The sequence below is a fragment of the Chryseobacterium sp. S0630 genome (genome assembly GCF_024158915.1).
Lineage (GTDB): Bacteria > Bacteroidota > Bacteroidia > Flavobacteriales > Weeksellaceae > Chryseobacterium.
Genome location: NZ_JAMZGF010000017.1, coordinates 1 through 15,319, shown reverse-complemented (window position 1 = coordinate 15,319; position 15,319 = coordinate 1). Strand labels below are relative to the sequence as shown.

Sequence of the window (15,319 nt, the reverse complement as noted above, 5' to 3'; positions counted from 1 at the left end):
TATTTAAACACTTTAGTTTTTAAAGTTATATGATAATGGTAAAATTAAGTTCACTTTAGTTTTTTGAAAATCTACGATTTTCATTTTCTTACATTATGATGACTCAAAAATTAGTTAATGATTTATCTTACAAAATCGTTGGAGCTTGTATAGAAGTTCATAAACTGGCTGGTCCCGGTTTATATGAGGAAGTCTATCATCAATGTTTAGAAAAAGAATTTAATTTGTTAGGTTTAAAATACAGAAGTGAACTTGAAATACCATTTTTCTATAAAGGAAATAAAATAGATTGTAAGGTAAAATGTGACTTTTTAATTGAAGAATTAATTGTTTTAGAACTGAAGTCAGTTGCTGAGATTCATCAAATTCATAAGGCACAAACCATCAACTATATGAATCTTTTAAAAGTTCCTCGTTCAATATTAGTCAATTTTAATGTCACAAACCTTTATCACGAAGGTTGTGAATCTTTTGTATCTAAGATATTTAAAGAACTTCCTAAAGAATGAAAATCAAAGATTTTCAAACTCTTAAGTGCCCTTTTTTGGAAGCAATCAGAAATAACTAAAAATAACTTAAGTGTTCAGCTCAAAAACATGAAAACAGTAATCCCCTCCGAGATAACCTCCGTACAATTGCAGACCATTATGCAGACAGCCGTTTCACCACGTCCCATTGCATTGGCTTCTACAGTAGATAAAGACGGTAATAATAACTTATCTCCGTTCAGTTTTTTTAATATGTTCAGTACAGTTCCTCCGATTTTGATTTTTTCACCATCGAGAAGGGTACGTGATAACACCACCAAACATACACTGGAAAATGTTATTGAAGTTCCTGAAGTAGTAATCGGAACAGTAAACTTTCCGATTGTACAGCAGATCTCTTTAGCTTCTACAGAATACGAAACCGGAGTCAATGAATTTATCAAATCCGGTCTTACGATGAAAGATGCAGATCTTGTACAACCTAAGCTTATTGAAGAATGTCCTGTTAACTTTGAATGTAAAGTTCTAGAAGTAAAATCATTGGGAGATCAGGGTGGTGCCGGAAATCTGGTGATTTGTGAGGTTCAGAAAATCCATATCAGAGAAGAATATCTGAATGAAGCCGGAAATCTGGATCAGAAAAAACTGGATATGGTAGCCCGTTTAGGCAGTAACTGGTATTCCAGAAGCAATGAAAACAGTCTTTTTGAAGTGCCCAAACCTTTGGTAACAAAAGGAATCGGTTTCGATCTGTTGCCAGATTCTATTAAGTACAGTAAAGTGTTTACAGGAAATGACCTTGGAATGCTTGCCAATACGGAAGTATTACCTGCCGGAGACTTTCATGCCGATGAAAATATCCATCTTGATGCACAGAAATTACTTCTGGAAAGCAAAATTGAAGAAGCCTGGAAGATTTTAATTAAATAGTCTGAATTCATTGATGAAAAAATACATTTTCTTCCTTTTTCTCATAATCACATTACAATCATGCTATTATCCTGTAAAAAAAGATTATGGGATCTATAGCAAGTCATTGGTATTTTCGAAGGACAAAAAGTGGCTGATTAACAACATCAAAACGGATGTAGATTCGCACCACCGGGAAATGATGAGCAAAGAGGCATTTCAACTATTCCAGGATTTAAGCAATGGCAAAGCCTTTGATTTAAAAACGGCAAAAGCAGAAAATATAATTCAGAATAGCATTTCTTTTGATCCGGAAACTGAAGATCTTGAGGTATTGAAAAGGAGCTCTGATTTTAATTTTCTGGTAAACATCTACACCATGAAAGTGCGAAACGGTTTAGATAATTCAATTGGAACGCAATATGAATATAAAAAAAATGAAACTTTTGCAATGATGGATGTCTATGATATCAGTACTATGAAGAAAATATATTCGCTCAAAGCATATTCAGAAGTTTCAGTGGAGAAAGATCAAAAGGTGACTATCTTCGATCCTTCAACAGAAATGATGACTATGAAAAACTTTCGAAGTCTTTTAAAGGCAGTAAAAAAGAATGCTGTTAAAACGAACTAAAGATATCTATTGATCATCAATAAAAAAAGGAGTGAAAGTTTCACTCCTTTTTTTATTATTTGGATTTAAGCGATTCAGAAACAGTAATTTTTCCTTTTTCAGCAAATTCTGTTGCTTTACCGTTTTTATCAATAGAAACATTCAGGTTGTCATTTTTAGCATCGTAGTAAATACTTGTAGCATATCCCGGGCAGTCATGTTGTTTGCATCCTGTCAGTTTGTAGATTCCATTTTCTGATGCAATAGGACTTTCAACATTGAAATTCTTTACCATCTCATCATACTGAGCACCGGTAAGCTTTTTCAGTCTTTCTGAAATACCTTTATCTTCAAAGAATTTAATATCATGAGGATATTTCCCAACGTTTTTGGTAATAACATTATCCGGAGCAGGAGCAGAAGGAGCTGCAGTTGCTGCTGAATCTGTTTTTGGAGTTGTTACGGAATCCTTAGGCATTACGGTTGCCAAAGTATCACTGCTTACAGAAGATTCTGTTTTTGTTTCTTTTTTACATGAAACAACCCATAGTGAAAGCGCAAATGCGCCTGCAATAATTTTTTTCATAATTCTATTTTATGGTGGTTAATGTATAATAACGTAGTTTTAAACGTTTTATTTCAATTTTTCTTTGATAAAATCAATACATTTTTCAGTTACAGTATTGAGATCTTTTGGTAAATCATTTCCTTCCCATGGTTCTTTCGCCCCGAAAGTATGGTTGGCATTTTCAATCAGAAACAATTCAGAATTGGGGTGAAGAATATGAAGATGTTCTGCCTGCTTCACCTCTACCGCTTCATCTTCTGTTCCATGAATAATCAACATATAAGCTTTAGCCATTTCTGTAGCTCGTTCTACATCAAAACGGTGCATATCTTTTTCATAATCTTCATAAAACTGATAATAATGAGGCATTTCCTGTTGGGTACGTCCATTCAAAGCATAATAAACACCATTATTTTTCCAGTTTTCAAAAGCAGTATCTTTTGGGAAACGATCTAAAGTATCCACACTGGCCAATGTAATCAAACCGTTGATTCTTTCGTCTTCAAAGGTTTTAATAATAGAAATTCCTCCTCCTCTGCTATGCCCGATCAGGACAATCTTTTCATCATCCACATGGGGATCTTTACTAAAGTGATCAATTACAACACCAAGATCTGAAAGTTCTTTAGAATAATTATTCTGTCCAAAAGCTTCAAGATCTCCGAAATTAAACGGATCATCTGTTGTGGTTCCGTTATGCGAAAAATTAAACTTGACGAAGAAAAAACCTGCTTCAGCAAACTTTTCAGCCATCATATTCCAGGCTCCCCAATCTTTATACCCTTTATATCCGTGAACAAATATGACCAAGGGAAGTTTTTTTTGAGTGTCTTTATAAAAAACATCAGCAAGAAAACCTTTTGTTTCTTTATTTTCTAAGTATATATTCTTTTCTACAATCAAATTCATAAAACAAATGGGCTTTACTTAATATTATTTATATTTATAGGATTAATTCAAACTGAAATTTATGAAAAAAACTCTACTTTTTTTATTTTTAATTACTTTTTCTTTCATCCTGAGCCAGACAACCAAAAGGGTCTTTTTTATTGGAAATAGTTATACTTACGTTAACAATTTACCTGGCCTTATTCAAAGCATTGCCACATCTAATGGCGACGTATTCGAACATCACAGTCAGACTCCGGGAGGCGCTACCCTGCAGGATCACTCCAACAACCCGAATGTCATTACAGACATCAATCAGGGGAACTGGGATTACGTGGTATTACAGGAACAGAGCCAGCTTCCTTCGTTTCCTGATTCACAGGTACAAAATCAGGTGTATCCTTATGCCCTTCAGCTTTCCAATTTAATTAAAACAGCCAATCCTTGTGGAAATGTTATTTTCTACATGACCTGGGGGCGTAAAAATGGTGATGCAACCAACTGTCCAGGACTTCCTACGGTCTGTACATACCTGGGAATGGACACTCAAATTTATAACCGTTACATGGAAATGGCCATGAACAATGAAGGCATTGTCTCTCCTGTAGGTAAAGTATGGAGAACAATCAGAGAGCAAAATCCAGCAATTGAACTGTATGATCAGGATGAATCTCACCCTAGCTACATTGGTTCTATGGCAGCTGCGTATACATTTTATACTATTATATTCAAAAAAGATCCTACACAGATTCCTTTTAATGGAAATCTTACTGCTGCACAGGCTCAACTGATTAAAGATATTGTGAAAACAGAAGTGTATAACCAGCCTGGTAAATGGTATGTAACCAACAATGATGTTCACAGCAGATTCACCTATCAGCTTAACGGAGCAGGAAGTATTCAGTTTACGAATACAACTCAAAATGCGGCCAATTATTCATGGGATTTTGGTGATGGTACTACTTCTACTCTGGAAAATCCGACGCACACTTATGCTGTGGGAGGAAGTTATAATGTAAAACTTACAACAGATGCCTGCGGAGCAACCACCACTAAAACAAAACTGGTTGTTGTAAGCACATTAAATACTGCGGAAACAACTATAGAAAACGGTATTCAGATCTATCCAAATCCTGTTCAGAACCTTATCAGCATTGCTTCTAAAAATAAAGTTGAGATACTTTCTCTTACAGATGTATCAGGAAAGATCATTCCTTACCATTTGAATAAAACAGAGACTGGCTACAGTATTTCACTTCAGCATCTGACCAGCGGAGTTTATTTCCTGCAATATAAAACAGGAGAAAAGGAATTCACTAAAAAAATTATTAAAAAATAAGCTTATTTTTGCTGCATGCAGAATTTAAGAACTGTAACCGTGATGCGTTACATTCTGCCCCTGAGAGAAGGAGGATCTCTTCCGGCTCTGGCAGAAGCTGATGATGATTTCAAATATGTATTAAAATTCCGTGGTGCAGGCCATGGGGTAAAAATGCTGATCTCCGAACTGTTGGGTGGGAAAATTACCGAAGCTTTAGGACTTAAAATTCCTGAACTTGTTTTCGTTAATCTTGATGCTGATTTCGGAAGAACGGAAGCCGATGAGGAAATCCAGGATCTTCTGAAGTTTTCTGAAGGTCTGAATCTCGGGTTACATTATCTTTCCGGTTCTATTACATATGATCCGGGAGTAAGTGTGGATCCGCTTCTGGCTTCAAAAATAGTATGGCTGGATGCATTCATTACCAACATCGACCGTACTTTTAAAAATACGAATATGCTGATGTGGCATAAAGAACTTTGGATCATCGATAATGGTGCTTCGTTCTACTTCCATCACTCATGGCAGAATTTTGATGCAGCAGCCAAAACACCTTTCAAATATGTGAAAGACCACGTGCTTCTTCCTAAGGCAAAAATGCTTGACGAAGCTGATAAATTTGCCCATGAAATTTTGAATGATACTCTTTTCAGAGAAATTGTCAACATGATTCCTGAGGACTGGTTACACTGGAATGATGCTGATGAAACACCGGATGAAATTCGTGAAATCTATTTTCAGTTTATGAAAACCAGATTAGAAAATTCTCAAATCTTTGTAAACGAAGCGAAAAATGCAAGAGGATAAAATATATGAATATGCGGTAATACGCCTGGTGCCTAAAGTTGAAAGAGAAGAGTTTTTCAATATCGGGCTGGTGATGTTTTCTAAGAAGGAGAAATTCATCAGAGTGGAATTCTATTTGTGTCCGGACAAATTCAAACTGATGCACAGCAAACTGGATTACGATGATATCATCCACAATCTGGAAAGCTTTAAAAAAATTGCCAATGGTGAGAAAGATGGCGGTCCTATTGCTTTTTTTGATATTCCGGAGCGCTTCCGATGGCTGACAGCGGTAAGAAGTTCTGTGATACAGACCTCAAGACCTCATCCGGGAAAATCAAAGGATCTGAATGCCACTTTTGGTAAGCTTTTTGAGGAGTTAGTAAAGTAATACTTCCTTAAAAAATTTATTATGAATTTATCGACAAACAACATATCAATCTACAGGTTTTTCACAAACCTGTTTTTTGTTTTAATAATAGGATTTTCTAATTTATTTTTTTCACAGAACTTCTCACAGGTACAGGTTAAAACTCCTCCTGTAAAAAGTACATTACTTCCGGAAATAGCCAATTTATCTGAGGACATTGTATATAAAACCAACAGGAAAGGAAATCCTATTCAACTTGATGTTTTCACTCCTAAAAATGCTGCCGCAGACCAGCTGCTTCCTGTACTGATTTATGTTCACGGAGGTGGATGGATAGAAGGAGATAAAGTGATTCACTCAGATAATTATGTTGAAACCACCATTGCAAAGCTAATGGCCAAGCAATATGCGGTAATCAGTATTAATTATACCCTTTTGAATGACAACACTCATTTTCCATTGCCTTTGGAAGATACCAAAGATGCGGTAAGATGGGTAAGAAAAAACGCAGAGAAATATCATTTTGACACCAATAATATAGGGTTATTCGGGGCTTCAGCTGGTGCTCACCTTTCTCTGATGGCAGCCTATACACCAGACAATACTTATTTGGGTAATCCGGAGCTTTCGTCTTATTCGGCTAAGGTGAATTATGTGATTGATCATTATGGCCCTGCAGACCTCAACAAACTTTTCCACACAAAATTAGGTACAATTCCCGTAGCACTCATCGGATTAATGTCAAAAAAAATTGTCGGGTTACAGGAAAATCTTGTCAAAGGAATTTCCGGATATGATATCAGAAAAGATCAGGACAGCGCTATTGATTATCTTAAAACAATGTCCCCTGTCTATTTTGTTTCCGGAGGTGTGCCTACTTTGATTGTTCAGGGGAATAATGATAAAATTGTTCCTTTAAATCAGTCTAAAAAGCTTCACAGAAAATTAAACAGAGCAAAAATACAGAACTCACTGATTATCGTAGATGGCGGAGTACACGGATTTGGCACAACTGATAAAGCTTATCTGGATCAACTTACTGATCAGATGGTGGAATTCATTCTTTCACAGAAGAAATAATATACACACCCTTATTTAAAAACAACACAAAATACTATAAATAAACACAATAAATAAAAACAAAATCACAAATTTGCTAGATTGATATACTTATTGATATTTTTTCATTGAGAATTAATTACCTTGGTCTTTGTTTAAATTATTTACAACAAAAACATCAATAACTTAATTATTTATCAATAAAAATAAGCAATATGGAATCTTTAAACAATATCAATGCGCTTACGCTCATCTTTGTATCTGTTCTTCTTTTTGCGATAGCTTACCGTTTTTATGGTATTTTCATTGCCAATAAAGTTCTCCGGCTCAATGATCAAAATACAACACCTGCTGTAGAATTTGCAGATGGTAAAGATTATGTGGCTACCAATAAAAATGTACTTTTCGGGCATCACTTTGCAGCTATTGCCGCTGCAGGACCTTTGGTAGGACCTGTTCTTGCTGCGCAGTTCGGCTATCTTCCGGGTGCTTTATGGATATTGATAGGATGCGTACTGGGAGGCGGAGTACATGATATGATTGTTCTTTTTGCTTCTGTGAGACATAAAGGACAAAGTCTTGCAACGATTGCTTCCAAAGAAATTGGAAAGGCAACGGGTACAGTAGCGGGTTTTGCTATCCTCTTCATTTTGATTCTTACGCTGGCAGGTTTATCATTGGCCTGTATCAATGCGATGCACGAAGCTTCATGGTCTCTTTTTACCGTAGTGATTACTATGCCCATTGCAATCATTATGGGACTGATTATGCGTTACAAAAAGAACAGTGTGCTTTTTGCAAGTATTCTCGGAGGGATTCTTCTGATTGCTGGGATTATCGGAGGACATACCCTGATGCAGAATCCTACGATGAATGGTTTATTTTCCTGGGATATTAAAACAATTTCTATAGCAATTCCTCTCTATGGTTTCATTGCTTCGGTATTACCGGTATGGCTTCTTTTGGTTCCGAGAGATTATCTTTCAACATATTTAAAAATAGGAACTATTATTATGCTGGCTATCGGGGTAATCGTTATTCATCCTACGATACAGATGCCTGCGATTACAGCTTTTGTTAATGGCGGAGGCCCTATTATTGGCGGTCCGGTCCTTCCTTTTATTTTTATTGTGATTGCCTGTGGAGCGATTTCCGGATTCCATGCAGTGATTGCTACGGGAACCACTCCAAAAATGCTTAATAAGGAAAGAGAAATTCTTTTTGTAGGTTACGGAGCTATGCTTGTAGAAGGTTTTGTAGCATTAATGGCACTTATTGCTGCCTGTACGCTGATGCCGGGTGATTATTTTGCCATCAACACTCCCAAAGAAGCCTATGATTCATTTCTGGCAGCGCATCCTTCCCTGCACGGAGTAGATATAGATTATTATTCACAGAAAATAGGTATTGATCTTTACGGAAGAACCGGAGGTGCAGTATCTCTGGCTGTAGGAATGGCTCATATTTTTAATAAAATTCCGTATATGGATCAGCTGACAGCTTATTGGTATAATTTTGCGATTATGTTTGAAGCAGTATTTATTCTTACTGCCATTGATGCAGGAACAAGAGTGGGTAGATTCTTTTTACAGGAAATGCTGGGTTCTGTTGTTCCAAAATTCAATGATAAAAACTGGATTCCGGGGATTATTATCAGCAGTCTTCTTTTCACTTTTGCCTGGGGATATCTGGTGTATACCGGAAATGTAAACAGTATCTGGCCATTATTCGGGATCAGTAATCAGCTGCTGGCAGCCTGCGGACTTATCGTCTGTACAACGATGCTGATCAGAATGAACAGAGGGAAATACGCTCTATGCTCGGCTATTCCGGGTGTTTTTATGGCTGGAATTACCTTCTGGGCAGGTTATATTCAGGTGACTGCTATTTATATTCCTAAAGGACAATATTTACTGGCAACTTTAGCAGTAACAGCCATGGTTCTGATGCTTATTGTATTTGCAGGAGCTTTCAGAAAATGGTATCAACTTCTTCAAATCAAAACAACTGAAATTGACCATTATGGTGAACCAGTGAAAGAACTGGTATTCAAATTTTATAAAGAAAAACCATTAAGGAGGATTGAAGAAACAAAGTATAATTAAGATGAATCTTTCTGACTCTTAAGCTTAAAGCGAAGCTTATCTTAATACTCTTAAACTCTCATTACCTCTTAAGGGTTCAAAAATAAAAGTTTAATTCATATTACATAAAGAAAAAACAGTTCAGGATTTCTGAACTGTTTTTTTTATTGGAGTTATTTAAACGTAGAATATATTAAAACCATTAAGGGGATTTAAGAAATAAAGTATAGTTAAGGTAAATCATTTTGATTTTTAAGCTTAAAGCGAAGCTTATCTTAATAATCTTAAACTCTTATTACCTCTTAAGGGTTCAACATATAAAAGTTTATAAATATGATCTCTTATTTTATTTAAAAATTGAAATTCAATCTTGCAAAAACATATCTTCCGTTCTGTCCAAACTGTGAAGTCGATCTTGAATAGATAAATTGATCATTATTGGTAGAAGCAGTAAGGTTTTTCGTTGGATAGATATCAAACAAATTGTTTACTCCCAAAGTCAATCCTACATTTTTAGTAAACTGATAAGCAGCAGATAAGTCCGTAATGATCTTATCTCCGATCTGCTGGTGTTCATTAAAATCAATAATTCCGTCTCCGTTCACATCAATAATATCAGCGCCTGTTACTTTCCCGAAATAGGTATTTCTCAGATATAAACTTGCATTCTTCCATGAAAGCGTATGAGAAAGACTGGCTTTCACTCTCGGTACGGCTTCTTCCAGATACACTCTTGATTTCTCAGAAAAATACACTTTCTCCAATTGTGGCGACTGTAAAAGACCTGCAGAATGGATATCCCCAACCTGTTTTGTTTTATTAAGGTTAATGGCAAAGTTGTTATCCAACTTAAATCCTGAGAATCTGGCATTGTGTGAAATCACTACATCTAAACCTTTTGTTTCTGTATCAATAGCGTTGGTAAAGAACTGCGCTGCATTAATTCCCAATTGGTCATAAGCTTCCTGTGCTTTCTGAGGAACATTCGCTTTTAAGAACTGGTCTGTAAGAATAATACGGTTATCAATTCTCGTGAAATATCCGTCTGCTGTAAAGGTAAGACTAGCCGAGGGAATTCTATAGGTAAATCCTACACTTGCTGATTTAGAGGTTTCCTGTTTCAGTTTTGGCATATCCAGCAATCCTGCAAGTTGAGAATCATTGCTAAAGGTTCCTACTTCCAAAAGTTGATTATTGGTGAACAATGTAGACGTTACATTATAATAAATCTGGTGGATAGATGGCGCTCTGAATCCTGTAGAACCAGCAAATCTCACATTGAAATTAGGCGCTACTTTGATTCTTGAAGCCAGTTTATAATTGAATGTAGATCCGAAATCTGAATAGTTTTCATATCTCGCTGCAGCATCCACTAACAACCAGTTGGTAAAGTTAAATTCTACATCTGCATAAGCTGCTACCGACTGTCTGTTTTTATCTACCGCATTTTCAGGTTTAAATCCATTGAATACCTGCGATCCTCCCGGAAGCGATGCCCCAAAAAAATCTGTAGGTCTCACAGAATTTCCGTTCCATATATTTCCTGAAACATCATAGGTTGCATAAGAAGCTTGCTCCCCCTGAGTAATTTTAAAATTCTCATAACGGTGCTCAGCTCCAAACGCTACGTTGATTCCTTCCCATACGTCATATTTTTTAGAGAAATCTAAATTGATCGTATTTTGAGAAAATCTTAGTCCTCCTGCATTAAACTCTCTTGGTGAAGCAAAACGCAAAGAGGTATTTCCTGTATTCTGAATATTATAGGTAAATGAATTCTGTCCGTACGTATTACTGAAATCAATATTCCAGCCTTCCCATTTTCCTTTAATTCCTGCAGCTAATGAAATATCCTGAATATCTGTTCCGATCTGTGGAAGGTAACCATTAGGATATAATCCTGTAAAAGTTCTGTTTTCAGTTGGTCTTCTGTAGAATCCTCCGGAAGTTCCATGTCTTATACTATAACCACCAAAAGTATACACCTTCCAGTTGTCACTTACAGGGATCTCAGCATTCACAAAAAGCTGATGATTATTAAGCTTAGACTGTCCAACCTGCATATTAAAATCCTTTCTCGTCTGTCCTCTATAAGCCAGCTCCTGATCGGTGATATAATTAAGCTGATCTCTGGTAAAATTGGCAGATTTCAAAACATTTTGTAGTGCAGAAATGGTATTTGCTCCCTGAATATCATTTTGTAAACCCTGAGAAAAATAGCTCACATTCTGCGCATACTGATGGATGTAATTTACAATCTGTTGCGAATTGGGTGTACTTCCAATATTGGTAAAAAGCGAAGAAAGATTCACACCGTCATTCAATGCACGCTGTTCGATGGCATTGTAAGCATTGTAAATAGGACCACTTTCTGTTCCTGCTCTGTACGTTGGGTTTCTGAATTGTGAAGACCAGGTGATATTAAAGAAACCTCCTTTGGTTCCAATTTTATTCCCATAGTTTAAATCCAGCTGAATATTTTGTCCGTCAAAATCTCCGGTATGGTCATTAGCCGTTGGCGTCAGATTTCCTCCATAACTGATCTGCCCTGCCAGTTTTCCTGTATCTCTTTTCAGATCAAGATTGATTACTCCGGCAATGGCATCAGATCCATATTGTGCGGCAGCTCCATCTCTTAATACTTCAATTCTGTTTAAAGCAAAAGAAGGAATAGCGTTCAAATCAGTTCCTACCGTACCTCTTCCTGGTGTTCCGTTGACGTTTACCAAAGCTGAAGTATGTCTTCTTTTTCCATTCACCAAAACCAACACCTGATCCGGTCCCAAACCTCTCAGCTGTGCAGGATCCAGGTGGTCTGTTCCATCTGAATTCGTTTGAATGGTAGAAGTAAATGAAGGGGCAACAGCATTTAGAATTTGCCCGATATTAGTCTGTGGAAGAATAATTGAAGATTCTTTTACATTGAATACATCTACAGGAACAGGGCTGTCTACTTTTGATCTGGCACCGGCTCTTGAACCCAGTACTACTACTTCTTCTACAGTATTGGTTTTTAAGGTGTCTTTATTTGCTTTTATGCTGTCTTTTTCCTGTCCGTAAGTAAATACGCCGAGGAAAAATAAAACTGAGGCCGAAAGAATAGTTTTCTTATTATTCATAGTTTAGAATTTGATTAACATTTATGTTTTTACAAGGTGCAAATGTAAAATTTATTTATTAGTCTACAAAACAGATAGACTTTGTTTTTGTAAAAAACTATTATCGTTTCTTTCTATTCCTCATTTAAAGTTATGATAAATTAAGGAAACATTTGTAAAAAACATTGTTTTATAGAAGGTTACCGGTAAAATAAATATTGAAAAACGCTATGTACACAAAGAAAACACATTACTTTTTTATTATTACGATCGCAAAGGCACTTCGTTCAGCAGAGGATTTGTCTTAGCTAAGTGGAACGCCCTTGCCAACATAAATATAAAACACATCTTAATAGAAACTTTGCGAACTTCGCGTTTAAATAAAAAAACGGATCCAAAAATTGAATCCGTTTCTTTTATATTTTTATTTTGAAATTAAATCTTAGTCAGTTTAGCATATTTCAGGATCAGATTTTTCTCTCCTTCATGCATGAAAACAACCTTTGCTTTGATGTTCTGAGGATCTGTTCCGTCTAAGAAAGTAACTTCACCTATTCCGAAACGATCGTGTCTCACTTTATCTCCTACTTCAATATCCTGAGAAGAAGCTCCGCTTGGATTGATAATTTTAGCCGTGCTTACTGGTTTCAGTTTTCTGACTTCAGGAGCAGGTTTTGAAGTATCACCTCTGTCAATAGTTTTCTTTTCAACCTTTTTGAAAGATTTCATTTCTGAAGGATGCTCATCAAAGATATTGGATTTCACTCCTGAATTATTGATAAATCTTTTTTCCAAAGCAGGATTAAGGAATTCAATATATTGATCATCAATTTCACTTAAGAATCTTGAAGGCTCAGCATCCGTAATTTTCCCCCATTGAAAACGGGAAACAGCATAAGAGAAGAAAGCTTGCTTTTCTGCTCTTGTCAATGCCACATAGAATAATCTTCTCTCCTCTTCAAGATCTTCTCTGGTTGCCGAACTCATAAAGCTTGGGAAAAGGTTTTCTTCAAGTCCTACTAAGTGTACCACCGGGAATTCTAATCCTTTTGAAAGGTGAATGGTCATCAAAGAAACCATATCATCTCCCAGTTCTTTATCCTGAGTATCTGCAGAAAGTGCAATGTTTTCAAGGAAATTGGAAAGACTCGGATCACCATCTTCAAGCTGCATCTGCTCTTCAATGAATCCCTGCATGGAGTTCATCAATTCCTGTACGTTTTCTACTCTGGAAATCCCTTCAGGAGTCTGATCATCTTTTAAAAATTTGATTAACCCGCTTCGTTTTGCTACTTCCATAGCCACACTGTAAGCCGTTTCTGTTTTCAGCAATACCTGAAAAGCTTTGATCATAGACCAGAAGTCGTTCAATTTGTTTAAAACCCCATTGTTCAAACCTAATTGCGGTGCATACATCGGAAGGTTTTCCAATACTTTTGAAACTGCAATATTGTGGGCATCAGCAAAAACAATCAGTTTATTCTGCGTCGTTTCTCCGATTCCTCTTGCCGGATAATTGATAATCCTCATTAATGCTTCAGAATCATTTTCATTGATCAGAAGACGAAGGTATCCAATAAGATCTTTTACTTCTTTTCTTTGATAGAAAGAAAGACCTCCATATACTTTGTACGGAATATTTTTACGTCTCAGTGCATCTTCAAAAGCACGTGTCTGAGAGTTGGTTCTGTATAAAATAGCAAAATCGCTGTACTTTCTCTGGTCACGGTTACGAAGTTCCCAGATATTTCCTGCCACGAAATTGGCTTCATCAGCATCGGAAAGAGATCGGTATATTTTAATCTTATCTCCTTCTTCATTATCACTGAATACATTTTTCTTAAACTGCTGAAGGTTTTTAGCGATGACCACATTAGCTGCATTTACAATATTCTGTGTGGAACGGTAATTCTGTTCCAACGATACTGTTTTGGCATCTGTATAATCTTTTTTGAAGTTTAAGATATTGTAAATATTAGCTCCACGGAAAGAATAGATAGACTGCGCATCATCTCCTACCACACAGATGTTCTCAAATTTTGAAGCCAAAGCTTTTACAATAAGATACTGAGAGTGGTTGGTATCCTGGTACTCATCTACCATGATATATCGGAATCTGTCCTGATATTTCGCCAACACTTCAGGAAAACGGGTCAATAGTTCATTGGTTTTCAACAACAGATCATCAAAATCCATAGATCCGTTTCTGAAGCACTGATCCACATATTTCTGGTAAATCTGTCCGATGAATTTCATATTTGCTTTTTCATCCGCTTCCATCAGTTCAGGATTGTTGAAATAAGCTTTTACGGTAATCAGGTTATTCTTATAGGTTGAAATTCTTGCCTGAACTTTTTTAGGCTTATAAAGATCTGCATCGATATTCATATCCTTCAGAACTTTTTTAATTACATTCAGAGCGTCCTGCTGATCATAAATGGTAAAATTGGAAGGATATCCCAGATAATGAGCTTCAATTCTCAGAATTCTTGCAAAAACGGAGTGAAATGTACCCATCCAAAGACTTCTTGCATTGCTGTCTCCTACTACTTTGGCGATACGGTCTTTCATCTCACGTGCCGCTTTATTGGTAAAGGTAAGCGCCAGGATATTGAAAGGGTCTATTCCGTTGTGTATTAAATGGGCAATACGCATAGTCAATACACGCGTTTTTCCTGAACCTGCTCCGGCAAGTACCATGAGAGGTCCTTGTAAAGAGGTAACAGCTTCATATTGTGATTCGTTGAGTCCTTTCAAATAGTCCATACAGCAAAAAAATTTTGGGAACACAAAATTAAGGTATTCAGAGCAGAATTCAAACTTTCATAGAGAAGTTAGGAATTTGAGGGATTAGGATTGTATTAATAGTATTTGTCAATAGTCAATTTTGCTTCGCAGGTGAATGGTCAATGGTGAATGATTAACCACAAATTAGAAAATTTGTCTGCAATAATTATTCGTAATCTCAAACCACGCAACCCGAATCCCGTAAAAATTCACAAGCGCAACGGACTAACCATTCAATCTTGGATTTTCAATACTCAATTTTGCTTCGCAGGTGAATGGTCAATGGTGAATGATTAACCACAAATTAGAAAATTTGTCTGCAATAATTATTCGTAATCTCAAACCACG

12 protein-coding genes are annotated in these 15,319 nt (G+C 36.3%); 8 read left to right on the top strand and 4 right to left on the bottom strand.

Annotation, left to right across the window (positions count from 1 at the left end; genetic code table 11):
- Positions 1-95 precede the first annotated feature (95 nt).
- The 3 genes from NK356_RS09755 to NK356_RS09745 all read left to right on the top strand — a co-directional run bounded on the left by NK356_RS09755 (position 96) and on the right by NK356_RS09745 (position 2,031).
- Positions 96-509, top strand: coding sequence for a GxxExxY protein (locus NK356_RS09755; RefSeq protein ID WP_051934459.1), 414 nt, complete (start codon positions 96-98; stop codon positions 507-509).
- A gap of 87 nt (positions 510-596) precedes the next feature.
- Positions 597-1,418 (top strand): flavin reductase family protein, encoded by an 822-nt coding sequence (locus NK356_RS09750; RefSeq protein WP_034697429.1) that lies wholly within the window; start codon positions 597-599, stop codon positions 1,416-1,418.
- A 13-nt stretch (positions 1,419-1,431) separates the two neighbouring features.
- Positions 1,432-2,031 (top strand): hypothetical protein, encoded by a 600-nt coding sequence (locus tag NK356_RS09745; protein WP_034697430.1) that lies wholly within the window; start codon positions 1,432-1,434, stop codon positions 2,029-2,031.
- Positions 2,032-2,086: 55 nt separating this feature from the next.
- Here NK356_RS09745 and NK356_RS09740 read toward each other — a convergent pair whose 3' ends face one another.
- Together NK356_RS09740 and NK356_RS09735 are read right to left on the bottom strand one after the other, a co-directional pair.
- Entirely contained in the window at positions 2,087-2,596 is a 510-nt protein-coding gene (locus tag NK356_RS09740; protein ID WP_253316875.1) for a hypothetical protein, read from the bottom strand.
- Positions 2,597-2,644: 48 nt separating this feature from the next.
- The gene (locus NK356_RS09735; RefSeq protein WP_034697431.1) at positions 2,645-3,487 is read right to left on the bottom strand and encodes a S9 family peptidase; all 843 of its coding nucleotides are present in this window, start codon (positions 3,485-3,487) and stop codon (positions 2,645-2,647) included.
- Between the two features lie 61 nt (positions 3,488-3,548).
- Between NK356_RS09735 and NK356_RS09730 the strand changes: the two genes are divergently transcribed.
- From NK356_RS09730 to NK356_RS09710, 5 genes are all read left to right on the top strand, one after another.
- Positions 3,549-4,805 (top strand): T9SS type A sorting domain-containing protein, encoded by a 1,257-nt coding sequence (locus NK356_RS09730; protein ID WP_253316874.1) that lies wholly within the window; start codon positions 3,549-3,551, stop codon positions 4,803-4,805.
- 15 nt (positions 4,806-4,820) lie between these two features.
- A complete protein-coding gene (locus NK356_RS09725) occupies positions 4,821-5,594 on the top strand; it encodes a HipA family kinase (protein WP_034697433.1) in 774 nt (257 codons plus the stop codon).
- Positions 5,581-5,964: a DUF3037 domain-containing protein gene (locus NK356_RS09720; RefSeq protein ID WP_034697434.1), complete on the top strand. Its 384-nt coding sequence runs from the start codon at positions 5,581-5,583 to the stop codon at positions 5,962-5,964. The genes NK356_RS09725 and NK356_RS09720 overlap by 14 nt, the downstream gene beginning before the upstream one ends.
- 21 nt (positions 5,965-5,985) lie before the next feature.
- Positions 5,986-7,023 carry an alpha/beta hydrolase gene (locus NK356_RS09715; RefSeq protein WP_034697435.1) on the top strand — a complete coding sequence of 346 codons (1,038 nt, stop codon included), beginning with the start codon at positions 5,986-5,988 and terminating at the stop codon, positions 7,021-7,023.
- 194 nt (positions 7,024-7,217) lie between these two features.
- A complete protein-coding gene (locus tag NK356_RS09710) occupies positions 7,218-9,107 on the top strand; it encodes a carbon starvation protein A (protein ID WP_253316873.1) in 1,890 nt (629 codons plus the stop codon).
- A gap of 329 nt (positions 9,108-9,436) precedes the next feature.
- Here the strand turns inward: NK356_RS09710 and NK356_RS09705 are convergent, their stop codons facing one another.
- Positions 9,437-12,205: a TonB-dependent siderophore receptor gene (locus NK356_RS09705; RefSeq protein WP_253316872.1), complete on the bottom strand. Its 2,769-nt coding sequence runs from the start codon at positions 12,203-12,205 to the stop codon at positions 9,437-9,439.
- Positions 12,206-12,619: 414 nt separating this feature from the next.
- Positions 12,620-14,950 (bottom strand): ATP-dependent helicase, encoded by a 2,331-nt coding sequence (locus tag NK356_RS09700; RefSeq protein ID WP_034697437.1) that lies wholly within the window; start codon positions 14,948-14,950, stop codon positions 12,620-12,622.
- Between the last annotated feature and the right edge of the window lie 369 nt (positions 14,951-15,319).

Coding starts and splice junctions, on each gene's coding strand:
- NK356_RS09755 (WP_051934459.1), top strand. CDS start 96: ATGATGACTCAAAAATTAGTTAATGATTTATCTTACAAAATCGTTGGA.
- NK356_RS09705 (WP_253316872.1), bottom strand. CDS start 12,205: ATGAATAATAAGAAAACTATTCTTTCGGCCTCAGTTTTATTTTTCCTC.
- NK356_RS09710 (WP_253316873.1), top strand. CDS start 7,218: ATGGAATCTTTAAACAATATCAATGCGCTTACGCTCATCTTTGTATCT.
- NK356_RS09700 (WP_034697437.1), bottom strand. CDS start 14,950: ATGGACTATTTGAAAGGACTCAACGAATCACAATATGAAGCTGTTACC.
- NK356_RS09730 (WP_253316874.1), top strand. CDS start 3,549: ATGAAAAAAACTCTACTTTTTTTATTTTTAATTACTTTTTCTTTCATC.
- NK356_RS09740 (WP_253316875.1), bottom strand. CDS start 2,596: ATGAAAAAAATTATTGCAGGCGCATTTGCGCTTTCACTATGGGTTGTT.
- NK356_RS09750 (WP_034697429.1), top strand. CDS start 597: ATGAAAACAGTAATCCCCTCCGAGATAACCTCCGTACAATTGCAGACC.
- NK356_RS09725 (WP_034697433.1), top strand. CDS start 4,821: ATGCAGAATTTAAGAACTGTAACCGTGATGCGTTACATTCTGCCCCTG.
- NK356_RS09745 (WP_034697430.1), top strand. CDS start 1,432: ATGAAAAAATACATTTTCTTCCTTTTTCTCATAATCACATTACAATCA.
- NK356_RS09715 (WP_034697435.1), top strand. CDS start 5,986: ATGAATTTATCGACAAACAACATATCAATCTACAGGTTTTTCACAAAC.
- NK356_RS09735 (WP_034697431.1), bottom strand. CDS start 3,487: ATGAATTTGATTGTAGAAAAGAATATATACTTAGAAAATAAAGAAACA.
- NK356_RS09720 (WP_034697434.1), top strand. CDS start 5,581: ATGCAAGAGGATAAAATATATGAATATGCGGTAATACGCCTGGTGCCT.